Raw genomic sequence first — 20,923 nt, 5'->3', positions numbered from 1 at the left:
CCTCGTGGAAGGCGCGCGTCAACCGGAGGTGTCGTGATGACGGATACGGGACAGCGGCCCCCGGCACAGCCCACTCCGGTGCCGATCGAACGGATCTCCGCGGCGCTGCGGGCCGAGCGGCACCGCGCCGGGGTGTCGCTCTCCGAGCTCGCCAAGCGGGCGGGCATCGGCAAGTCCACCCTGTCCCAGCTGGAGACCGGGATCGGGAACCCGAGCCTGGAGACCCTTTGGGCACTCGCCGGGGCACTGGAGATCGCGGTCTCCCGGCTCGTCGACCCACCCCAGCCCGTGGTGCGCGTGGTGCGCGCCGGCGAGGGGCCGAAGCTCACCGCGGAACACGCGCCGTACCAGGCCGGGCTGCTCGCCTCGCTACCCGCGCACGGACGCCACGACCTGTACCACATCACCGCCGAACCGGGCCCGGCACACGATTCCGACCCGCACATGCGCGGGGCGGTCGAGCACGTGCTGCTGTGTGCCGGGCGCGCGCTCGTCGGGCCGATCGAGGACGCCGTGGAGCTGCATCCCGGCGACTACGTCTCCTACCCCGCGGACATTCCGCACACCTTCAAGGCGCTGCAGGAAGGTACGAGCGCGGTCCTGGTCGGCGAGTACGCCTGAGACGCGTTCACCAGCCGCGTTCGGCGAGCCGGTGCGGTTCCGGGATCGCGTCCACGGTCAGTCCCACCATCGCCTCGCCGAGTCCGCGGGAGGTCTTGGCGAGCACATCCGGGTCGTCGTAGAAGGTGGTGGCCTTGACGATCGCGGCGGCGCGCCGTGCCGGGTCGCCCGATTTGAAGATCCCCGAACCGACGAACACGCCCTCGGCGCCGAGCTGCATCATCATGGCCGCGTCCGCCGGGGTGGCGATCCCGCCCGCGGTGAACAGCACCACCGGGAGCTTGCCCTTGCTCGCGACCTCACGCACCAGTTCGTAGGGTGCCTGCAGTTCCTTGGCCGCCACATAGAGCTCGTCCTCGGGCAGCGAGGTGAGTTTGCGGATCTCGGCACGGATGGCGCGCATGTGCGTGGTCGCGTTCGAGACGTCCCCGGTGCCCGCCTCGCCCTTGGACCGGATCATCGCCGCGCCCTCGGTGAGCCTGCGCAGCGCCTCGCCGAGATTGGTCGCCCCGCAGACGAACGGGACGGTGAAGCCGAACTTGTCGATGTGGTTGGCGTAGTCGGCCGGGGTGAGCACCTCGGACTCGTCGATGTAGTCCACGCCGAGGGACTGCAGTATCTGTGCCTCGACGAAGTGCCCGATCCGTGCCTTGGCCATCACCGGGATGGACACGGCGTCCACGATGCCGCTGATCAGGTCGGGATCGCTCATCCGGGCAACGCCGCCCTGAGCACGGATGTCGGCGGGCACTCGTTCGAGTGCCATCACCGCGACCGCACCGGCGTCCTCGGCGATCTTCGCCTGTTCCGGCGTGACCACGTCCATGATCACGCCGCCTTTGAGCATCTCGGCCATCCCGCGCTTGACCCGTGCGGTGCCGATCTTGGAGTCGAGTGTTGTTGTCACGGTTCCGACAGTAGGCCGGAGGTGGACCTTTCGAGCATGCCATTACCGGCCGAGTTCAGCAGTCCACTTCACCCACGAGCGGCGAGCACCTCATGGATCGGGGCGATCTCGACCTGGTGCTCGGCGAGCTGTTCGCGGATGACCCGGGCGATCTCCGGGGCGTTCGGGCGGTCACCGTGGATACAGACGGTGTCCGCGTCCACCGGGATGGTCTTGCCGCGCACACTGGTGACCTCACCGCGCAGGATGTCGAGCATCTGCCGGGCGCAGGCCTGCGGATCCTTGGGCTGCGGATCGGGTTCGATGATGATGTGGCCCTCGTCGTCGTAGTCGAGATCGGCGAACGCCTCCCGGGCGATGCGCGGATTGCGGGCCAGGGCACGGTCCGCGGTCGGCCCGGCGAGCAGCACGAGCAGCACATCCCCGGGCAGGGCCTGCACGGCATCGCTGATCGCGTCGGTCACCCCGGGCTCGCGGATCGTCAGGCCGTAGAAGGCGCCGTGCGGTTTGATGTGGGTCACCGGTGTGCCGAGGCTGTCCGCGATGCCGCGCAGCGCGCCGTACTGGTAGAGGCAGGCGTCGGCGGCCTCGCCGGGGGCCAGCGTCATGGCGCGGCGGCCGAAGCCCGCCAGATCGGGCAAGCCGGGGTGCGCACCGAGGGCGACACCGTGGTCGCGGGCGAGCTCGATACTGCGCCGCATCGTCGCCGGATCACCGGCATGCCAGCCGCAGGCCACGTTGACCGAGGTCACCTGGGGAATCACCGCGGCATCGTCGCCGAGTCGCCAGCGCCCGAAGCTTTCCCCGGCATCGGCGTTGAGGTCGATCAGGTGCTTCATGACGAACCCTCCGTCCTTCTGTTCACCGGCGACTGTAGGGCGGGCAGCTCCACCGCGGAATCTACCGATTCGGTGTGCTCTCCCCGGCCGGGTTGGACAGATTGGACATTTCCTCGCGCCGGCGCAGCGCGAACCAGAGTTCGGCGCGAATGTCCGGTGAATCGAGGCTGCGGCCGAGTAGTGTCTCGGCCTTCTCGATGCGGTTGCGCAGCGTGTGCCGATGGACGCCGAGCCGGTTCGCCGCCTGCTCCCACTGTCCGTGACAGGTGAGCCAGGTGCGCAGCGAGCCGAGCAGGTCACCGCGCTGGGCCTGGTCGTGCTCGACGAGCGGGCGCAGCACGGTCTCGGTCGGAATGTCCGGCAGTTGAGCGAAAATCCCCAGACCCAGCTCGGTGAACCTGGTGACCGCGGTGCCGTGCCGGATGCTCGCGCGCAGTGCGGTGCGGGCCTGCCGGTAGGCCTCGGCGATGCCACTCGGCCCGGCCGGCGCGGACACGCCGATGTGCCGCGCCGAGGGCGGGCGCCGTTCGGCCGGGGCGAGCACGATCAGCGCATCCTCGAGTTCGGCGGTGAACATCCCCGCGGCATGACAGTCGCGGACGAAGGACTCCGTGTATCCCGTGCAGGCGAGCACCACGAGCTCGTCCGGAGGTGCGGGCACACCGAGCTCGGCGCAGAGCTCGGCCCGGCCGTCGAGCAGCAACCGCAGTGCCACGGTGCGCACCCGCGCGTCGGCGACCGGGCTCGTCGTACGCAGCGCCACCGAGAGCAGAGCGGCGGCGATGTGCAGGATGTGCTGATCGGTCGGGTTGAACGCGGTGCGGCGACCGGCGATCAGGAACCCGACGGGATGCGTGCCCGAACCGAGCGACTGGGCGGCCACCGTTTCCGTTTCCACGGTCAGGCTCATCCCGGCCGGAGCGCGTGCGGTGCGCAGCAGGCGGAGCTGGTCCGCGAGCGGCGGCAGCCGGTCGGTCGCGGTGGCGGGTTCGGCCCCGACCGGTTGCCCGGTGGCATCGAGAAACACGGCCCAGCAGTCCAGGTGCTTGCCCAGCTGAGTGGCGAGGCCGGACAGACCACCGGCGCGCAGCGCGGTGCGGATCAGCGCCTGACGGGCCCGTTCGGCACGGAGGGATTCCCGGTTGGTCTCCTCGGCGAGCCATTGCGCGATGGTTTTGGAGATCTCGATGAACGGGGTGCGGTGCGGCACTTCGAGCAGGGCTAGACCGACCCGGTCCGCGGCGGCGATCAGGCCTTCGGGGATCCGGTCGTGGCCGAGTTCGACACCGAAACCGAGCCCGGCCACTCCGGCGCCCGCGAGCCGGGAGATGTACTCGGCCTGCTCGCGTTCGGCCGCGGGCAGCGTGAGGCCCGCGGTGAGCAACAGCTCCCCGCCACCGAGAAACGGCGTCGGGTCGAGCAGCTCGCTGGCGTGCACCCAGGAGATCGGCTCCTCGCAGGCCTGACCGGCGCGGAGGTTCAGGCCAAGCGCTGGATGGTCCAGAAGTACGCGCACCGTCGGACCCATGGCGGGAAACTACCATTTCGGACAGTGACCCGCCGGGAAATTCGACGATTCGTCGACTGGCCCGGAAGCCGCGCCGGGGTCAGGCTGTGGACACCCATTCCGCCAACGACGGCGAGGAGCCTACCCGTGGACACCCCGACCAAGCTGCCACCCGCGCGCTATGAGTACGGCGGCGACGAGTTCCTGTTCGTGGAACTCGACCAGGCGATGAGCCTCGAAGCGAACTTCAAGGGAATGGCCGTCACCAATGCCCTGCGGGAGCTGGACATCGACGGCGTGATCGACATCTGCCCCTCCAACGCGTCCTACATGGTGCGCATCGACCCGGACCGGCTCGATCCCCGTGAGCTCGTGGAGGAACTGCGCGGCCTCGAGGCCTCGGTGGGTGAACTGCCGCGGGACTACGTGCTGCACACCCGGGTGGTCGATGTTCCGGTGCTTTTCGACGACCCGTGGACCAGAGAGACGCTGATGCGGTTCCGGGACAACCACCAGGATCCGAGCGGGACGGATCTCGAATACGCGGCCCGCATCAACGGGTTCGAGAACGTCGGCGCGCTGATCGAGGCGATCTCCTCGGCGCCGTACATCGTGACGATGCTCGGCTTCGTTCCCGGGCTGCCGTTCTGCTATCAGCTCGTCCCGAAAGAACGCCAGATCGAGGTACCCAAATACGTCCGGCCGCGCACCGACACCCCGGAGCGCTCCTTCGGCTTCGGCGGCGCGTTCTCCGTGGTGTACCCGGTTCGCGGGGCAGGCGGGTACCAGTTGTTCGGCATGGCCCCGGCCCCGGTGTTCGATCTCGCCCAGCGGCTCCCGGATTTCGCCGAGGGCATCGTGTTCCCGAAGGCCGGTGACGTGCTCCGCTACCGGGCTATCGACCGGGCCGAGTTCGATCGGGTACGCGGTCAGGTGGAGGACGGCAGCTTCCGCTACCGCATCCGCGAGGCCTCGTTCGAACCCGCACGGCTGATCGCCGATCCGGACACGGTCAACCGCGAACTGCTGGAGGTGCTGTACCGATGAGCGACATCCGCGTGCACGCCGGTGGACTGTTCACCACCGTGCAGGATCTCGGGCGGCCCGGGTATTACCGCATCGGCATGCCGCCCTCCGGTGCCATGGACCAGTACTCCGCGAGCGCGGCGAACCTGCTCGTGGGCAACGAACCGAACACCGGGCTGCTGGAAGCGACCTACATCGGGCCGACACTCGAGTTCACCGACGACCGCCTGATCGCGGTCACCGGAGCGACGGCACCGGTCACGGTGAACGGCGAACCCGTCGAGGCGTGGACCGCGGTCGCGGTCGGGCCCGGCGATGTGCTCGGGTTCAGCATGCTCACCGCGGGCGCGCGCCTGTACATCGCGGTGTCCGGGGGCATCGATGTCCCGGTCTATCTCGGCTCGCGCTCGACCTACACGCTCACCGGCATCGGCGGATTCGACGGCCGCAAACTCGCGGATGCGGACCGGTTGCCGCTCGGCGAGGCCGGAACCCGCGCCCGCGCGGGCCGCAGCGTTCCCGAGTCGCTGCGGCCGGACTTCGACACCCCCGCCGAACTGCGCACCATCATCGGCCTGTGCTCCTACCGGCTGACCGAGCAGGGCCTGCAGACCTTCCTGGACACCGATTGGAAGATCACCAAGGACGCCAACCGGGTCGGCTACCGGCTCCGGGGCGGGAGCCTCGAATTCACCGACCGCGCGCAGCCCTTCGGCGCGGGCAGCGATCCGGCCAATGTGGTCGACCTCGGTTACCCCGTCGGTTCGATCCAGCTCCCCGGCGGGGACGAACCGATCGTGCTGCTCAACGACGCGGTCACCGGCGGTGGGTACGCCACCACCGGCACGGTCATCTCGGTGGACCGGGACCGCATCGGCCAGGCCAAGACCGGGGAAACGGTGCGGTTCGTCGAAACAGACCTCGACACCGCGCTCACCGCGCGCCGCGAACGGGCGGCCCGCATCGACACCATCCGCGAAGCCCTCACCGGCAACTAGAGGAGGATCATCATGGTCACCATCAAGGCAGGCATGCCCGGCATCTTCTACCGCCGTCCCGCACCCGAGGACGAGCCCTACGTCAGCGAGGGTGGCACCATCGCCGCGGGCCAGACGATCGCGCTGATCGAGGTCATGAAGACCTACAACGAGATCAAGGCCGAAGCCGATGGCACGATCGGCAAATTCCTCGTCGAGGACGGCGACGAGGTCGAGATCGGCCAGGACCTCGCTGAACTGGAGCCGGCGTGAAGCGGGTACTGATCGCCAACCGGGGCGAGATCGCCGTCCGGGTCATCCGGGCCGCCCACACCCTCGGGCTCGAAGCCGTCGCCGTGCACTCCGACGCCGATCGGGACAGCCGCTGGACCCAGCTCGCCGACCACGCGGTGCACATCGGCAAGTCCGCGGCCGCCAAGTCCTACCTCGATGCCGAGGCGATCCTGCGCGCGGCCAGGGAAAGCGGCGCCGATGCCGTCCATCCCGGTTACGGTTTCCTCTCCGAACAACCCGCGTTCGCCGCGGCCGTCGCCGAGGCCGGGCTGACCTTCGTGGGCCCCTCCGCCGAGGTGATCGAACGCATGGGCGACAAGGCGGCCGCCCGCACCGCGGCCACCGCAGCCGGGGTGCCCGTCGTACCCGGAAGCGGTGCGCTCGAGGCCCCGGAGGCCGCTCTCGCCGCAGCCGAGGAGATCGGGTACCCGCTCCTGGTCAAGGCGGCCGCGGGCGGCGGAGGCCGGGGTATCCGCCCGGTGCGGACCCCCGAGGAGCTCGCCGAGGTCGTCCCCGCGGCACAGGCCGAGGCACGCTCCGCGTTCGGGGACGGAACCGTATACCTGGAGCGCGCTCTCGAGAACGCCAGGCACATCGAGGTTCAGGTCCTCGCCGACACCCACGGCCACGTCGTGCACACCTTCGAACGCGACTGCTCCGTGCAGCGCCGCAGGCAGAAACTCATCGAGGAGGCTCCCGCCCCGGGACTCGCCGAGGACACCCGCGAGGCGATCACCGCGGCCGCCGTGCGCCTGACCGAGAGCGTCGGTTACACCGGAGCGGGCACCGTGGAATTCCTGCTCTCCCCGACCGGCGAGTTCCACTTCATCGAGATGAACACCCGTATCCAGGTCGAGCACCCCATCAGTGAGGAGATCACCGGGATCGACCTGGTCGCCGAACAGCTGCGGATCGCCGCTGGTGCCCCGCTCTCGGTCGCCCAGGAGGAGATCGGCAGGCACGGTGCCGCGGTCGAGCTCCGGATCAACGCCGAGGATCCGGACCGCGACTTCGCACCCAGTCCGGGCGAGCTGACCCGGTACGACTTCCCCGCGGGTCCCGGTGTCCGGTTCGAGACCGGTTTCCTGTGCGGCAGCCGGATCAGCCCGTTCTACGACTCGATGATCGCGAAGGTCGTCGCGCACGGACCGGACCGGGCCACCGCCATCGCCCGCGCCCGCCAGGCGCTGACCGAGCTGACCGTCGAGGGCGTGCCCACCACGATCGGGCTGCACCAGCGGCTGCTCGCCGATCCCGAGTTCCTCACCGGTGGCGTGCACACCAAATGGCTCGAACAGCGCCTCTGATCCCCGGGGTTCAGCCGGTTGCCGGTTCCAGTGCCCCGGCGACCGCACTCGCCCCGAGCTCGACCGCGCGCCGGATGAGCCCGCCATCGGTCTCCAGCCTGGACACATCCGGGGAACCGGGCGGGACGAGGATCTGCTGCAGCCGTTCACCGGAGGCCGCGGTGAGCCGTTCGTCGTCGCCCGCGCGGCGTTCGGTGCGCGAGCGCCAGCTGGCCACCGCGGCGGGCGCGGTCCGCCGCAGGAAGGCGGTCACCGCGAGGTCCTCGATCCGGGAGGGCCGCTTCACCGGCTCGTCGGCGCGCCTGGTGCGCAGCACGAGCACATGGGTGGCCCCGTCGCGCAGTGCGGTGCGGTACGGGATCGCCTCGGCGAGGCCGCCGTCGAGCAGGCGGTGCCCGCCCAGTTCCACGAGCGGTCCGGTCAGCAGCGGCAGCCCGGAGGAACCCCGCATGGCGAGCTTGACCGTGGCGGCGTCGTGCACGAACTCGCCGACGTCCAGCACGCCTCCGGTCGCGGCATCGGTGGCGATGGGGTGCAGGCCGATCGGGTTGGCCAGCACCGCGTCGAAGTCGAGGCCCGCCCAGCGCTCGTAGACCCGGTCGGTGAGGAATCGCAGGTCCACCGCGGGTTTACCGCGCAACAGCGCACCCGGCCGGATCACGTTCGGCATGACCGCCGGGTGCCAGAAGAAGGACACTCCGTGCTCGGCCTGCCCGGCGAGCAGCCAGATCGCGTTGATCGCGCCCATCGACGAGCCGTACACATCGTCGAACACCTCGGTGAGTCCGCGGCGCTCCAGCTCGGTGACCATGCCACTGGAATAGGCTCCCCGGCTGCCGCCTCCCTCGACGGCGAGGGCGAGCCGGTGCGGATCGGTACGGGAGCCCGGTTTGCTGTTCTCCTTGGCCCGCAGGCGGATCAGGTCGAGCACGTTCACGCTGGCGAGACTAACTCGCCCGCCACCGGCGCACCGGGGCGGGCGAGTTCGCGGCGATGATCAGTTGCTCGGGAAGGCGAGATTGACCCCGCTGTGGGTCTGCGCGGTCGGCCAGCGCGAGGTGACGACCTTGGTGCGGGTGTAGAAGTGCACCCCTTCCGGGCCGTACGCGTGCGAGTCGCCGAACAGCGAGTCCTTCCAGCCGCCGAAGGAGTAGTAGGCGACCGGGACCGGGATGGGCACGTTCACCCCGACCATGCCGACCTCGATCTCCGCGCTGAACTCTCGCGCCGCGGCCCCGTCCGCGGTGAAGATCGCGGTCCCGTTGCCGTAGGCTCCGGCGTTGACCAGGTCCACCGCCGAGGTGAAGTCCGGTACCCGCACCACCGAGAGCACCGGGCCGAAGATCTCGTCGCGGTAGAGCCGCATGTCCGTGGTGACGTTGTCGAACAGCGTCGGACCGAGCCAGAAGCCGTTTCGGTCCCCGTCGATCTCGTGGCCACGGCCGTCGAAGGCGAGCGTGGCGCCCTCCGCCTCACCGCCGTCCACATAGGACCGGACCTTGTCCCGGTGCGCGGCGGTGACCAGCGGGCCCATCTCGCTGCTGTCCTTGCGCCCGTCACCGACCCGCAGGGCGCCCATCCGTTCTTTGATCTTGGCGACCAGTTCGTCCGCGATCGAGTCCACGGCGACCAGGACGGACACCGCCATGCACCGCTCCCCCGCGGAACCGAAGCCCGCGGAGACGGCGGCGTCCGCGGTGGCGTCCAGGTCCGCGTCCGGGAGTACGACCATGTGGTTCTTGGCCCCGCCGAGAGCCTGCACCCGCTTGCCGGTGCGCGAGGCGTTCTCGTAGACGTACCGCGCGATCGGGGTGGAGCCGACGAAGGAGATCGCCTTGATCCGCTCGTGTTCGAGCAGCGCGTCCACCGCGACCTTGTCCCCGTGCACGACGTTGAACACCCCGTCGGGCAGCCCGGCCTGCTGCCAGAGCTTCGCCAGGAACAGCGCGGCCGAGGGGTCCTTCTCGCTCGGCTTGAGCACCACGGCGTTCCCGCAGGCGATCGCGTTCGGCGCGAACCACAGCGGCACCATGGCCGGGAAGTTGAACGGGGAGATGATGCCGACGACCCCGAGCGGTGCCAGCGTCGAGGAGACATCCACACCGGTCGAGGCGTTCTGCGTGTTGCCGCCCTTGAGCAACTGCGGGATGCCGCAGGCGAATTCGACCGCCTCGAGACCGCGGGCGATCTCACCGGCCGCGTCGGAGAGCACCTTGCCGTGTTCGGCGGTGATGATCGCGGCCAGTTCCTCGGTGTGCGCGGCGAGCAGTTCGCGGAACCGGAACAGCACACTGGTGCGTTTGGCGAGGGAGGTGCGCCGCCATTCGCGGGCCGCGTCCGAGGCAACGCGCACCGCCTCCTCCACGACGGCGGTGTCGGCGAAGTCGACCAGACCGCTCACCGCACCGGTCGCCGGGTCGTACACCTCCCCCGTGCGTTCCGGTGTTCCGTCATGCGGCTTGCCGCCGATCCAGTGCGCGATCCGTTCCGTCATGGCGCCAAGTCTGCCCGGCCCGGGTCCCTGCTGACCATGGACAGGTTGTATCGCCGTCCGCCGGTTCGGATTACGTTGTGCACATGTACCCGACCGTCGCCGAGGCGCTCACCGTTCCCGTGCTCCGCCGCGGCCGGCCCACCGTCGTCGCCGGGCACCGCGGGCTGTCCAACCCGGTGCGCTGGGTGCACATCGCGGAGATCAGCGATATCGGTGAACTGCTCTCCGGCGGGGAACTGCTGCTCACCACCGGGATCGTGCTCCCCGAGGAGCCGGAGGCGCTGCGCTCCTATGTGACCGGGCTCGCCGGGGCCGGTGCGAGCGGCCTCGTCGTGGAACTGCTCCGGCGTTACCCCGCCGGCCTGCCCGAGGCGCTGGTCAGCGCGGCCGAGTCGGCGGGCCTTCCGCTGATCAGCCTCGCCGCCGAGACCCGCTTCGTGCATGTGACCGAGGCGCTCACCGAACGCATCCGGGACGCCCAGCTCGCCGAGCTGCGCGCGGCCGAACGGGTGCACGAGACGTTCACCGCGCTCACCAGCAGCGGCGCCGAACCGGCCACTGTGCTGCACGAGGTGGTCCGGCTGCTCGGCAAACCCGTCGTGTTGGAGAACCTGTCACACGAGGTGCTGGCCTTCGACGCCGCGGGGGAATCGACCGCGCAGCTGCTCGCCGACTGGCACACCAGGGCGAGCGCGGTGACCATTCACGAACGCACCGGGTACCACGAGGCCTCCGGCTGGCTGCTCACCGTGGTGGGGGCGCGCGGTGACGACTGGGGACGCCTCGTGATCCCCGGTACCGAACAGCCACCGCACCGCGAGATCGTCGTGCTCGAGCGCGCCGCCTCCGCGCTGGCCGTGCACCGGCTGCTGAGCAGGGAACGCGAAACCCTCGAACGGCAGACCCATCGCACCCTGCTGACCGAACTGCTCGGCAGGGGCTACGACGCGGACATCCTGCCGCGCGCTCACGCTCTCGGTGTGCCGCTGACCGAGCGCACCCTGGTGGGCATCGCGGTGCACCTGCGCGCGCTCCCCCATTCGCCCGCGCCGGCGCTGGCCACCCAGGCGGTGCTGCGCGATCTGGCCGATACGGTCAGCCTCGCCGCGCGCCGGGAATCGATCCCGGCACTGGTCGCGGTGCTCGACGACACGAGCGTGCGCGGGCTGCTCTCGTTCACCGAGCACCAGGAGAGCACCCTGCTGCGGCTGGCCCGCCACATCCGCCGCTCCGGTGCCGGATGGCGGCAGCCCGTGGATGTGCTCGTCGCGGTCGGCACCCCGGTGACCGAGATGGCCGATGCGCACCGCACCCTCGCCGAGGCCGAGCACGCCGCGGCCGCCGCGCCCCGGGACGGCGACCGCGAGCTCTACCGGCTCGAGGATGTCCGGTTGCGTGGGCTGTTGCACCTGCTGCGCGCGGACTCCCGGCTGTCCGCCTTCGCCGACCGCGAGCTCGGCCCGCTGTATGCCAGGGACGCGCGCACCGGCAGCAGGCTGGTCGAGGCGCTGCGGCATTTCTGCGCGCACGGCGGCAACAAGTCGGCCGCGGCGGCCGCCGCGCACGTCTCGCGCACCGCGTATTACCAGCAACTCGACCGCATCGAACAGGTTCTCGGGGTCAGTCTCGCCGATCCCGAGTCGATGCTGAGCCTCTACGTGGCCCTGCTGGCCACCGAGACCCGGGAGTCGGCCGGCTGACCCGACAGCCGCGCATTGCGGGCGTCGATCTCCTCCTGGGTGGCGGGCAGCATCAGGTCCCCGCCCGGTCCCGCGGTCGCCTGCGCCCTGGTGACGTGCGGGCGCTGCCGGTCCTCGTATTCGGCGAGCGCCCGTTCGAGGTCGGCCGGGTACTCGCGCAGCGCCTCGCTGAGGAACCAGGCGCCGGTCAGTGCGAGGCTCGTGCCGCGGCCGGAAAGGGGCGAGGCGCAGTGCGCGGCATCGCCGACGAGCGCCACCCGGCCACGGTGCCAGGAGTCCATCTCGATCAGGCTGACCGAGTCGAAGTAGAGCTCGGGATCGGCGCAGGCCGCCTCGAGCAGTTCGGGCACCCGCCACTGCCGATGCCGCCCGTAGTGGTCCCGCAGGATCTCCCGCTGCGCTTCGAGATCGTGGTGGTCGTACTCGATCCACGGGGCACGGAATTGGAACACCGCGAGCGCGTGGTCCCGGTACTTGGCGATACCGGCCAGATGACCGGGGAAGTTGTACATCGGGTTGATCGGATCGTCGTCCCGCGCACCGGGAAACTCGGCGAGAGCGACGTAGAAACCGAGGTGCCGCAGGAGGTCCCGCTCCGGGCCGAAGGTGAGCGAGCGGGTCCTCGAGTGCAAGCCGTCGGCACCCACGACCAGGTCGTAGCGCTCCCGGCCGCCGGAAGAGAACCGCACGGTCACGCCGTCGGCGTCCTGCTCGAGCTCGCCGATCGACTCCTCGAACACCAGGGTGACCGAGGTGGGCAGTGCCTCGTAGAGCAACCGGGCCAGGTCCTCGCGGGCGATCTCCAGGTCCTCGGCGGAATCGCTGACCTCCTCCGCTGGCGGCGCGGCAAGCGGGGTCCCCGATGCGTCGACGAACTGGAGGCGTTCGGACATGTCCAGCCGACTGTCCCGGATCCGCTCGAGCACACCCATTTCTGCGGCGATGTCCAGTGCCGTGCCACGGATATCGATCGGCGATCCGTTCACCCGCAGGTGGTTCGCCCGCTCCACGATGGTGACCTCGTTCCCGGCCCTGCCGAGGTCGATGGCCGCGCTGAGCCCGGCGACCCCGGCACCGGAGACCAGAATGCGCATGTGTTCCTCCCGAGGGCGATTTAAGATACAGTGTGTACCTCAAGGGTAGGACTGGACAGTAAGAAACGCAATGTCTCTTAATGCGGATGGAGTGGCCCGGCGGCGGCGCGGCAAGGAGCTGGAGAACGCCTTGCTCGACGCGGCCTGGGCGGAACTGACCGAACGCGGTTACGACGAGTTCGCCATCGACCGGGTGGCCACCAGGGCGGGCACCAGCCGCGCGGTGCTGTACCGGCGCTGGCCGAGCAAGCAGGATCTGGTGCGCGCGGCGGTCGAGCACAACACCGGCGAAGGACCGGCAACCGCCCCGGACACCGGCAGCCTCCGCGGCGACGTGGTGGCGCTGCTGCGGCAGACGAACGAACGGCGCCAGGCGCTCGTTACCGTGCTCATGACCCGGCTCGACGGCTTCTACCGGGCGAGCGGAACCACCCTCGCCGACCTCGCCGAGGCGGGCTCCGGGGACTCGGTCATGCGGGAAGTGCTCGACCGGGCGATCGAACGGGGCGAGGTCGAGCCCGGCCAGGTCAGCGACCGGATCGCGCAGCTACCGGTGCACCTGTTCCGCTACGAGGCGCTGATGACGCTACAGCCCGTGCCGGATCCGGTCATCGAGGAGATCGTGGACACCATCTTCCTCCCGCTGGTGTACGGAAACCGGTAGGCGGCAGACCGGCGCTCAATCCGCCCGGAACCGTTCCCGATAGGCGCTCGGGCTCAGTCCGGTGTGCCGCACCAGCTGCGCCCGCAGGTTCGCCGCGGTACCGAAACCACTGTGCCGCGCCACCGCGTCCAGGCCGAGCCGCCCGCGTTCGAGCAGTCTGCGCGCGAGGTCCACCCGCTCGGCGGTGAGCCAGGCCAGCGGGGTCAGGCCGAGTTCGGTCCGGAAGCGCCGGTACAGGGTCGCCTCGCTCACCGCGGCGCGGGCGGCCAGATCCGCCACGGACAGCCGCTTCCCGAGCCGTTCGCGTGCCCAGTCCAGTATCGGGGCCAGGGATCCATCCCGCCCCTCGGGCAGGGGCCGCTCGATGAACTGGCGCTGCCCGCCGTCCCGGTGCGCGGCGAAGACCAGCCTGCGGCTGACCGCGGCACAGATCTCCGCCCCGTGGTCCTTGCGGATCAGGTGCAGGCCGAGATCGAGCGCCGAGGCACTGCCCGCCGAGGTGAGCACATTCCCCTCGTCCACGAAGAGCACCTCGGGTTCGAGGCGCACCCGTGGGTAGCGCGCGGTGAACGCCGCACTCCAGTTCCAGTGCGTGGTGGCGCGCCGCCCGTCCAGCACCCCTGCCGCGGCGAGGGTGAAAGCGCCGGTGCAGAAGCTGACCATCCGGGCACCACGCTGGGCCGCCCGCGCGATCGCGTCCAGCGCCGCGGGATCCGGTTCGGCGAGCGGATCCGGCCGGTTGGAGGCGATCACCGTGTCCGCGTGTTCGAGTTCGCTCAACGGTGCGATCGCGGACATGGTGAACAGGCCCTGGTGCATCCGGATCCGCTCCCGGGTGCCGCACAACGCGAAGCGATACCACTCGCGGCCCAGCTCGGGGCGGCGGAGCCCGAACAACTCGGTCGCGACCCCCAGTTCGAACGGATTGGAGCACTCGTCGACGAGCATCGCGATCCGATGCGAGGATCCATGCGGCATATGCGATTCCTAGCACTACCGGGCGGGCGCGCGCATCGCTAGACAGGACACATGACTACCGAAGCCATCGATCTGTACGCGGCACTCGACGAGTTCAGCGAGGTGTTCAGCCCGCGCATCGTGACCCGGATGAACGACTACGACGTGCGGATCGCCAAGATCGCCGGTGAGTTCGTGTGGCACTCGCACGCGGAAACCGATGAGCTGTTCCTGGTGCTGGACGGTGAGCTGACGATCGGGCTGCGCGAGGAATCCGGGGAACGCGCGGTGCATTTGCGGCGCGGTTCGCTCTTCGTGGTGCCGCGCGGGACCGAGCACAAGCCGTCCTCGGTGCACGATGCCTCGGTGCTGCTGCTCGACCCGACGGGGACGGCCAATGTCGGCGACCGGCACGACGCGCTGCCCGCGCACATCACGGCGACGACGGGGACACCCGTGTAGCAGCCACAACGGGCACTGTGTGTCGTGCATCACTCAATAGTGCACAAGGTGTCAGTTCTTGCGGCCTGGTCCCCGACACCAGGATGAAGCCATGGACGCCGCCGAGCTGAGCACCGAGGACGCGGCCCCGGATGCCCGCTATCTCAGCGAGGACACCAAACCGGTGCCGCCCGCTGCGCGGACCTGGAGCACCGGGCATTTCGCGCTGATGTGGACGAGCATGTCGCAGTGCATCCCGGCGTATCTGCTCGCCTCCGGGCTCATCGCGGTCGGGATGAACTGGGTGCAGGCGCTGATCACCGTGGCGCTCGCCAATCTGCTCGTGCTCATCCCGTTACTGCTGAACTCGCACGCCGGAACCAAGTACGGCATCGGTTTCCCGGTCTACACCCGCGCGGTGTTCGGGATGCGCGGGGCGCACTTCGCCGGGCTCGCCCGCGGGCTGGTCGCCTGCGGCTGGTTCGGCATTCAGACCTGGATCGGCGGGCAGGCGATCCACGTGATCGTGGGTCAGCTCGCCGGACCGGGCTGGACCCGGGCGGCGAAACTCGGGGACTATCCGTGGACCCAATGGCTGTGTTTCGCGGCTTTCCTGCTGCTGCAGCTGTTCGTGCTGTGGCGCGGGATGCAGGCGCTGCGCCGCTTCGAGGTGTTCGCCGCCCCGCTGCTGACGCTCACCTTCGCGGCACTGCTGGTGTGGATGCTGATCCGGGCCGGTGGGGTCGGGCCGATCCTGTCCCAGCCGTCGAAACTGGGCTGGGGCGCGGAATTCTGGGCCGTCTTCCCACCCTCTCTCATGAGCATGCTCGCGTTCTGGGCGACCATGTCGCTGAACATGCCGGATTTCTCGCGGTTCGCCAAAAGCCAGCGGGCGCAGGGACTCGGCCAGGCACTGGGCCTGCCGACCGCGATGACCTGGATCTCCCTGGTCTCCATCGCGGTGACCTCGGCCAGCGCGGTGGTCTACGGGGCACCGATATGGGATCCGGTGCAGCTCGCGGCCCGCTTCGACAGCCCGGTCGCGGTGATCCTCGGCCTGCTGGTCGCACTGCTCGGCACGATGAGCGCGACCATCGCCGCCGATGTGGTCAGCCCCTCCTATGTGTTCGCCAATGCGGCACCGCGGTTCATCGGATTCCGCACCGGGGCACTGATCGCGAGCGTGATCGCCGTGGTGATCCAGCCGTGGCGGCTGCTGGCGGACCCGAACATCTACATCTACACCTGGCTCGGTTTCTACGGCGGAGTGGTCGCCTCGGTGGCCGGTGTGCTGATCGCCGGCTACTGGGTGGTGGCCAGGACCGAGCTGAACGTCCCGGATCTGTTCCGTGGTGCGGGCGGGCGCTACTGGTACCGCGGCGGGTGGAACTGGCGCGCGGTATTGGCGACCGTGCTCGCCGCGGTGCTCTCGGTCGGCGGCGCCTATTCGGATCCGGGCAAGGGGCCGTTCCCCGTGGACGGTCTCATTCCCTTCCTCCGTCCCCTTTACGACTACAGCACCGGAATCGGTCTGGTCGCGGGATTGGTGATCGCGGTGCTGCTCGCGCCGCCGAATTCGAGAAAGCGAGGTCTGCAATGACGGAGATCGTTCGGGCGGCGCTCGTCCAGCAGCGGTGGACCGGCGACAAGGAGTCGATGACCGAGGCTGCGGTGCGCTACGTGGAACAGGCCGCATCGGCCGGTGCCGGTGTGGTGTGCCTGCAGGAACTGTTCTACGGACCGTATTTCTGTCAGGTACAGGACGCCGACTACTACTCTTACACCGAGCAGATCCCGGACGGGCCGACCACCCGGCTGCTGTGCGAGACCGCGAAGAATCACGGCATCGTGATCGTGGCGCCGATGTACGAGCAGGAGCAGCCGGGCGTGTACTACAACACGGCTGCCGTGATCGACGCTGACGGCCGGTATCTCGGCAAGCACCGCAAGAACCACATCCCGCAGGTGAAGGGATTCTGGGAGAAGTTCTACTTCCGGCCGGGCAACGGCGGCTATCCCGTGTTCGACACCGCGGTCGGCCGGATCGGCGTGTACATCTGCTACGAGCGGCATTTCCCGGAAGGCTGGCGGGCTCTGGGGCTCGCCGGTGCGCGGATCGTGTTCAACCCCTCGGCCACATCCCGCGGCCTTTCGGCCTATCTGTGGCACCTGGAGCAGCGTGCCGCTGCAGTGGCCAACGAGTACTTCGTCGGCACGATCAACCGGGTCGGCACCGAACCCTTGGGCGACAACGACTTCTACGGTCAGTCCTATTTCGCCGATCCGCGCGGTCAGTACGTCGGGGAGATCGCCTCGGAGAACGAGGAGGAACTGCTCGTGCGCGATCTGGACATGGGCGCGCTTACCGAGGTGCGTGATCTGTGGCAGTTCTACCGCGATCGCCGCCCGGAAACCTACGAAACGCTGGTGCAGCCATGAGCGAATCATCGCCGGTGAACAGGACGCTCATTCACGGCGGCACGGTGCTCGCCGCCTCTGGCCCGTTCGCCGCGGACGTGCTCGTGGAGGGCGAGACCATCGCCGCCCTGCTGCGGCCGGGTGCCGAACCCGGCGCGGTCGACGAGCGGATCGACGCACGCGGCAAGTACGTGCTCCCCGGCGGGATCGACGCGCACACGCACATGGAGATGCCCTTCGGCGGGGCGTTCGCGGTGGACACCTTCGAGACCGGGACCCGGGCGGCGGCCTGGGGCGGCACCACCACGATCATCGATTTCCCCAAGCAGGAGAAGGGAACCGGGCTCGAGTCCACATTGGACGCCTGGCACGCCAAGGCCGAGGGGCAGTGCGCCATCGACTACGGCTTCCACATGATCCTCTCCGATGTGAACGACGGCACCCTCAAGGAGATGCGCACCTGCCTGGATCGGGGGGTGAACTCCTTCAAGCTGTTCATGGCCTATCCGGGTGCGCTGTACTCCACCGACGGGGAGATCCTGCGCGCCATGGACACCGCCGCGGAGATCGGCGGTCTGATCATGATGCACGCGGAGAACGGCATCGCGATCGACGAGCTGGCCGCGAAGGCGCTCGCTTCCGGGCGCACCGAACCGGTGCAGCACGGGCTGACCCGGCCGCCGGAGCTCGAGGGCGAGGCGACTTCCCGGGCGATCCGCCTCGCCGAGGTGACCCGTGCGCCGCTGTACATCGTGCACCTGTCCGCGCATCAGGCCCTGGAGGCGGTCAGCGAGGCCCGGGACGCCGGACGCGATGTGTTCGCCGAGACCTGCCCGCAGTATCTGTATCTCTCCCTCGACGACCTGGCCCGCCCGGATTTCGAGGGCGCGAAATACGTCGCCTCTCCCCCGCTGCGGGAGAAATCCCATCAGCCGAGCCTGTGGAAGGGTCTGCGCACGAATGACCTCTCGGTGGTCTCCACCGACCACTGCCCATTCTGTTTCAACGAGGAGAAACAACTCGGACGCGAGGATTTCACCAAGATCCCGAACGGAATTCCCGGCGTGGAACACCGGATGGACCTGCTGCACCAGGGCGTGGTCGCCGGTGAGCTCTCGCTGGCCCGCTGGGTGGACACCTGCGCGACCACCCCGGCACGAATGTTCGGACTCTATCCGAGAAAGGGCGTGCTGGCCCCCGGTTCGGACGCGGACATCGTGGTCTACGATCCGGCGGCCGAACAGGTGCTCTCGGTGAACACGCACCACATGAACGTGGACTATTCCGCGTACGAGGGAATGCGGGTGACCGGTAAGGTCGACACGGTTCTCTCCCGCGGATCGGTGGTGATCTCCGGTGACGAATTCCGCGGCCGCAAGAGCCATGGCAAATACCTTCCCCGCGATTCCTGTCAATTGTTGAGGTAGCGATGGATTTCGGATTGGTACTGCAAACGGATCCGCCGGCGAGCACCGTGGTCGAACTGATGCGGGTCGCGGAGGACAACGGTTTCGGCTACGGCTGGACCTTCGATTCCTGCGTGCTGTGGCAGGAACCGTTCGTCATCTACTCGAGCATCCTGGCCGCGACCAGTGAACTGATCGTCGGACCGATGGTGACCAACCCCATCACCCGGGACTGGTCGGTCACCGCGAGCCTGTTCGCCACGCTCAACGATATGTACGGCAATCGGACCGTGTGCGGAATCGGGCGGGGTGATTCGGCGCAGCGGGTGATCGGGCGCAAACCGGTGACCCTGGCCATGCTCGGCGAGTCGATCGGGGTGATCCGGGACCTGGCCGAGGGAAGGGAAATCGAGCGGGACGGGACCAAGGTGCGGCTGCCCTGGGTGCGGGACGGGCAGCTGCCGGTCTGGATGGCCGCCTATGGGCCGAAGGCGCTGCGCATGGTCGGCGAGCTCGCGGACGGTTTCATCCTGCAGACCGCGGATCCGGACATCGCGCGCTGGACGATCGGTTCGGTGCGCGCGGCCGCCGAACAGGCCGGGCGGGATCCCGCCGAGGTGCGGATGTGCGTGGCCGCACCCGCGTACGTGGGTACCGATCTGGCACACCAGCGCGAACAGTTGCGCTGGTTCGGCGGCATGGTGGGCAATCATGTGGCCGATCTGGTCGAGCGGTACGGCGACGAGGGACCGGTGCCGAAGGCGCTCACCGACTACATCGCCGGGCGAGAGGGCTACGACTACACGCATCACGGCCGCGCGGGCAATCCGGACACCGAGTTCGTCCCCGACGAGATCGTGGACCGGTTCTGCCTCACCGGACCGGCGAGCGCGCACCGGGATCGGTTGGCCGAGCTCGCCGAGCTCGGGGTGGACCAGTTCGCCCTCTATCTCATGCACGATCAGCGGGAGCGCACCCTCGCCGCCTACGGCAGCGAGATCATTCCCGCCGTGCGCTGAGCACCGCGCTCAGCGCACCGAACGGAAGGTGCCGAGCACCGCCTCGACGGCGGGACGGGGCCAGCGCGCGGCATTCCGGACGAGGTAGGAACGCACCGCGAGCGGGCTTCCCGCCCAGGCGAGTTCCCGCAAGCTCCCCGAGGCAAGTTCCGATTCGACCGAGGCCGCGGCGACCACACCGACCGTCCCACCCGCCGCGGCCACCCGCTTGATGGTCTCGTTGCTGGCGAACTCGCCGACCACATCCGGGCGGCAGGGTTGCCCGGCCAGCGCGCGCTCCAAGGCGGCCCGGAACCGGCATCCCTTGTCGGTCAACAACATCGGCACCCCGTCCAGGTCCGCCGCGGTGACCCGCCGGTTGCCCGCGAGCCGATGATCCGGCGCGGTGACAAGGGACAGCGGTTCCTCGGTGAACAGTTCGGCGGCCAGTGGCGCGGCCGGTTCGAGCGTTTCCTCCAGCACCAGGGCGAGATCGAGTTCACCACCCGCGAGCCGCCGTACGAGCCCGGCGTCGAGTGCCCCGCTCGGGCTGGATTCGAAGGCGAGCCGGACCCGCGGATGTTCGTGATAGAGCCGGTGCAGCAACGGCGGAAGGCGGTAGGCGCACAGCGTTTCCGGCGCGATCACGGTGACCGGCCCCTCCGGTTCGCCGGGCCCGCGCACCACATCTGCGGCCTCCTCGGCGAGCCGGTCGATCCGGGTGGCGTAGTCGAACAACCGGGTGCCCGCCTCGGTCAGCGCGATCCGCCTGCCGAGCCGGTCGAACAGCGGCACCCCGAGCTCTTCTTCCAGGGCCTTCACGTGCTGGGTGACCGCCGACTGCACATAGCCGAGCCGCCCGGCGGCCCCGGTGAAGCTCAACCCTTGCGCGACCGCACGGAAAGTGACCAGGTGCCGCAGTTCCATCCGCACTCCCATCTACATTTGCGATCGATCTTATCGTGAACCATCGTTGGACGCGAACGGTGTCTGGACGCAGGATCGAGGCATGACGAACAAGACATGGCAGCCAGAGCACCGATTCGAATCCTCCGCGGGAACCGTCGCCTACGACGTGCGCGGCACCGGAGAGCCGCTGGTGCTCGTGCACGGCACTCCCGCTTCCTCCTACCTGTGGCGCGGGGTCGTGGACCGCCTCACCGACCGATTCCGCGTCTACACCTACGACCTGCCCGGCTACGGCCGGTCCGATCGGTACGAGGGACAGGACGTCAGCAACCCCATGCAGGCCCGGGTGCTCGGGGAACTACTG

21 protein-coding genes are annotated in these 20,923 nt (G+C 69.3%); 13 read left to right on the top strand and 8 right to left on the bottom strand.

Going from position 1 to position 20,923, the window contains the following annotated elements; genetic code table 11:
- Window positions 1-36 precede the first annotated feature (36 nt).
- Window positions 37-621 carry a helix-turn-helix domain-containing protein gene (locus AD72_RS07535; protein WP_051898167.1) on the top strand — a complete coding sequence of 195 codons (585 nt, stop codon included), beginning with the start codon at window positions 37-39 and terminating at the stop codon, window positions 619-621.
- 7 nt (window positions 622-628) lie between these two features.
- On the opposite strand, the gene pdxS is transcribed toward AD72_RS07535, so the two are convergent.
- The 3 genes from pdxS to AD72_RS07520 all read right to left on the bottom strand — a co-directional run bounded on the left by pdxS (window position 629) and on the right by AD72_RS07520 (window position 3,895).
- The gene (pdxS, locus tag AD72_RS07530; protein WP_031465688.1) at window positions 629-1,528 is read right to left on the bottom strand and encodes a pyridoxal 5'-phosphate synthase lyase subunit PdxS; all 900 of its coding nucleotides are present in this window, start codon (window positions 1,526-1,528) and stop codon (window positions 629-631) included.
- A 68-nt stretch (window positions 1,529-1,596) separates the two neighbouring features.
- Window positions 1,597-2,367, bottom strand: a complete 771-nt coding sequence (locus AD72_RS07525; protein WP_031465687.1) for a LamB/YcsF family protein — start codon at window positions 2,365-2,367, stop codon at window positions 1,597-1,599.
- Window positions 2,368-2,428: 61 nt separating this feature from the next.
- Complete coding sequence (locus tag AD72_RS07520; protein ID WP_051898160.1) at window positions 2,429-3,895, bottom strand: PucR family transcriptional regulator; 1,467 nt, start codon at window positions 3,893-3,895, stop codon at window positions 2,429-2,431.
- A gap of 126 nt (window positions 3,896-4,021) precedes the next feature.
- On the opposite strand from AD72_RS07520, the gene AD72_RS07515 reads away from it, so the two are divergent.
- The 4 genes from AD72_RS07515 to AD72_RS07500 are packed head-to-tail and all read left to right on the top strand — an operon-like array spanning window position 4,022 to window position 7,478.
- Complete coding sequence (locus tag AD72_RS07515) at window positions 4,022-4,921, top strand: 5-oxoprolinase subunit B family protein (protein ID WP_031465685.1); 900 nt, start codon at window positions 4,022-4,024, stop codon at window positions 4,919-4,921.
- On the top strand, window positions 4,918-5,898 hold the full coding sequence (locus AD72_RS07510; RefSeq protein WP_031465684.1) for a 5-oxoprolinase subunit C family protein: 981 nt from the start codon (window positions 4,918-4,920) through the stop codon (window positions 5,896-5,898). Before AD72_RS07515 ends, AD72_RS07510 begins: the two co-directional genes overlap by 4 nt.
- A gap of 12 nt (window positions 5,899-5,910) precedes the next feature.
- A complete protein-coding gene (locus tag AD72_RS07505) occupies window positions 5,911-6,150 on the top strand; it encodes an acetyl-CoA carboxylase (protein ID WP_031465683.1) in 240 nt (79 codons plus the stop codon).
- The gene (locus AD72_RS07500; RefSeq protein WP_031465682.1) at window positions 6,147-7,478 is read left to right on the top strand and encodes an acetyl-CoA carboxylase biotin carboxylase subunit; all 1,332 of its coding nucleotides are present in this window, start codon (window positions 6,147-6,149) and stop codon (window positions 7,476-7,478) included. Before AD72_RS07505 ends, AD72_RS07500 begins: the two co-directional genes overlap by 4 nt.
- A 10-nt stretch (window positions 7,479-7,488) precedes the next feature.
- Here the strand turns inward: AD72_RS07500 and AD72_RS07495 are convergent, their stop codons facing one another.
- Window positions 7,489-8,415 carry a patatin-like phospholipase family protein gene (locus AD72_RS07495; RefSeq protein ID WP_037345123.1) on the bottom strand — a complete coding sequence of 309 codons (927 nt, stop codon included), beginning with the start codon at window positions 8,413-8,415 and terminating at the stop codon, window positions 7,489-7,491.
- 60 nt (window positions 8,416-8,475) lie between these two features.
- Window positions 8,476-9,972 carry a CoA-acylating methylmalonate-semialdehyde dehydrogenase gene (locus tag AD72_RS07490; RefSeq protein WP_031465680.1) on the bottom strand — a complete coding sequence of 499 codons (1,497 nt, stop codon included), beginning with the start codon at window positions 9,970-9,972 and terminating at the stop codon, window positions 8,476-8,478.
- 83 nt (window positions 9,973-10,055) lie between these two features.
- Between AD72_RS07490 and AD72_RS07485 the strand changes: the two genes are divergently transcribed.
- Complete coding sequence (locus AD72_RS07485) at window positions 10,056-11,672, top strand: PucR family transcriptional regulator (RefSeq protein WP_031465679.1); 1,617 nt, start codon at window positions 10,056-10,058, stop codon at window positions 11,670-11,672.
- Here AD72_RS07485 and AD72_RS07480 read toward each other — a convergent pair.
- Window positions 11,627-12,766, bottom strand: a complete 1,140-nt coding sequence (locus AD72_RS07480) for an FAD-dependent monooxygenase (RefSeq protein ID WP_031465678.1) — start codon at window positions 12,764-12,766, stop codon at window positions 11,627-11,629. The two genes, AD72_RS07485 and AD72_RS07480, sit on opposite strands and share 46 nt — an antisense overlap.
- Before the next feature lie 91 nt (window positions 12,767-12,857).
- On the opposite strand from AD72_RS07480, the gene AD72_RS07475 reads away from it, so the two are divergent.
- Window positions 12,858-13,430 (top strand): TetR/AcrR family transcriptional regulator, encoded by a 573-nt coding sequence (locus AD72_RS07475; protein ID WP_031465677.1) that lies wholly within the window; start codon window positions 12,858-12,860, stop codon window positions 13,428-13,430.
- A gap of 15 nt (window positions 13,431-13,445) precedes the next feature.
- Here AD72_RS07475 and AD72_RS07470 read toward each other — a convergent pair whose 3' ends face one another.
- Window positions 13,446-14,408, bottom strand: coding sequence for a helix-turn-helix domain-containing protein (locus AD72_RS07470; protein ID WP_031465676.1), 963 nt, complete (start codon window positions 14,406-14,408; stop codon window positions 13,446-13,448).
- A 51-nt stretch (window positions 14,409-14,459) separates the two neighbouring features.
- On the opposite strand from AD72_RS07470, the gene AD72_RS07465 reads away from it, so the two are divergent.
- The 5 genes from AD72_RS07465 (at window position 14,460) to AD72_RS07445 (ending at window position 19,671) form a co-directional block, all read left to right on the top strand.
- Window positions 14,460-14,849 carry a cupin domain-containing protein gene (locus tag AD72_RS07465; RefSeq protein ID WP_031465675.1) on the top strand — a complete coding sequence of 130 codons (390 nt, stop codon included), beginning with the start codon at window positions 14,460-14,462 and terminating at the stop codon, window positions 14,847-14,849.
- Window positions 14,850-14,940: 91 nt separating this feature from the next.
- The gene (locus AD72_RS07460) at window positions 14,941-16,428 is read left to right on the top strand and encodes an NCS1 family nucleobase:cation symporter-1 (protein WP_031465674.1); all 1,488 of its coding nucleotides are present in this window, start codon (window positions 14,941-14,943) and stop codon (window positions 16,426-16,428) included.
- The gene (locus tag AD72_RS07455; RefSeq protein ID WP_031465673.1) at window positions 16,425-17,267 is read left to right on the top strand and encodes a nitrilase-related carbon-nitrogen hydrolase; all 843 of its coding nucleotides are present in this window, start codon (window positions 16,425-16,427) and stop codon (window positions 17,265-17,267) included. Before AD72_RS07460 ends, AD72_RS07455 begins: the two co-directional genes overlap by 4 nt.
- Window positions 17,264-18,673, top strand: coding sequence for a dihydropyrimidinase (gene hydA, locus AD72_RS07450; protein WP_031465672.1), 1,410 nt, complete (start codon window positions 17,264-17,266; stop codon window positions 18,671-18,673). Before AD72_RS07455 ends, hydA begins: the two co-directional genes overlap by 4 nt.
- Before the next feature lie 2 nt (window positions 18,674-18,675).
- The gene (locus AD72_RS07445; RefSeq protein ID WP_031465671.1) at window positions 18,676-19,671 is read left to right on the top strand and encodes a TIGR03842 family LLM class F420-dependent oxidoreductase; all 996 of its coding nucleotides are present in this window, start codon (window positions 18,676-18,678) and stop codon (window positions 19,669-19,671) included.
- 9 nt (window positions 19,672-19,680) lie between these two features.
- Here the strand turns inward: AD72_RS07445 and AD72_RS07440 are convergent, their stop codons facing one another.
- Entirely contained in the window at window positions 19,681-20,577 is an 897-nt protein-coding gene (locus AD72_RS07440) for a LysR family transcriptional regulator (RefSeq protein WP_037345121.1), read from the bottom strand.
- 82 nt (window positions 20,578-20,659) lie between these two features.
- On the opposite strand from AD72_RS07440, the gene AD72_RS07435 reads away from it, so the two are divergent.
- On the top strand, window positions 20,660-20,923 hold a 264-nt coding region (locus tag AD72_RS07435; protein WP_031465669.1), incomplete at its 3' end, for an alpha/beta fold hydrolase.

This window comes from Sciscionella sediminilitoris, assembly GCF_000737195.2.
In the GTDB taxonomy this organism is placed as follows: Bacteria; Actinomycetota; Actinomycetes; order Mycobacteriales; family Pseudonocardiaceae; genus Sciscionella; species Sciscionella sediminilitoris.
This window is presented reverse-complemented; position numbering and strand designations above follow the sequence as displayed.

Coding starts and splice junctions, on each gene's coding strand:
- AD72_RS07460 (WP_031465674.1), top strand. CDS start 14,941: ATGGACGCCGCCGAGCTGAGCACCGAGGACGCGGCCCCGGATGCCCGC.
- AD72_RS07525 (WP_031465687.1), bottom strand. CDS start 2,367: ATGAAGCACCTGATCGACCTCAACGCCGATGCCGGGGAAAGCTTCGGG.
- hydA (WP_031465672.1), top strand. CDS start 17,264: ATGAGCGAATCATCGCCGGTGAACAGGACGCTCATTCACGGCGGCACG.
- AD72_RS07510 (WP_031465684.1), top strand. CDS start 4,918: ATGAGCGACATCCGCGTGCACGCCGGTGGACTGTTCACCACCGTGCAG.
- AD72_RS07520 (WP_051898160.1), bottom strand. CDS start 3,895: ATGGGTCCGACGGTGCGCGTACTTCTGGACCATCCAGCGCTTGGCCTG.
- AD72_RS07535 (WP_051898167.1), top strand. CDS start 37: ATGACGGATACGGGACAGCGGCCCCCGGCACAGCCCACTCCGGTGCCG.
- AD72_RS07490 (WP_031465680.1), bottom strand. CDS start 9,972: ATGACGGAACGGATCGCGCACTGGATCGGCGGCAAGCCGCATGACGGA.
- AD72_RS07440 (WP_037345121.1), bottom strand. CDS start 20,577: ATGGAACTGCGGCACCTGGTCACTTTCCGTGCGGTCGCGCAAGGGTTG.
- AD72_RS07445 (WP_031465671.1), top strand. CDS start 18,676: ATGGATTTCGGATTGGTACTGCAAACGGATCCGCCGGCGAGCACCGTG.
- AD72_RS07485 (WP_031465679.1), top strand. CDS start 10,056: ATGTACCCGACCGTCGCCGAGGCGCTCACCGTTCCCGTGCTCCGCCGC.
- AD72_RS07465 (WP_031465675.1), top strand. CDS start 14,460: ATGACTACCGAAGCCATCGATCTGTACGCGGCACTCGACGAGTTCAGC.
- AD72_RS07455 (WP_031465673.1), top strand. CDS start 16,425: ATGACGGAGATCGTTCGGGCGGCGCTCGTCCAGCAGCGGTGGACCGGC.
- AD72_RS07480 (WP_031465678.1), bottom strand. CDS start 12,766: ATGCGCATTCTGGTCTCCGGTGCCGGGGTCGCCGGGCTCAGCGCGGCC.
- AD72_RS07505 (WP_031465683.1), top strand. CDS start 5,911: ATGGTCACCATCAAGGCAGGCATGCCCGGCATCTTCTACCGCCGTCCC.
- AD72_RS07470 (WP_031465676.1), bottom strand. CDS start 14,408: ATGCCGCATGGATCCTCGCATCGGATCGCGATGCTCGTCGACGAGTGC.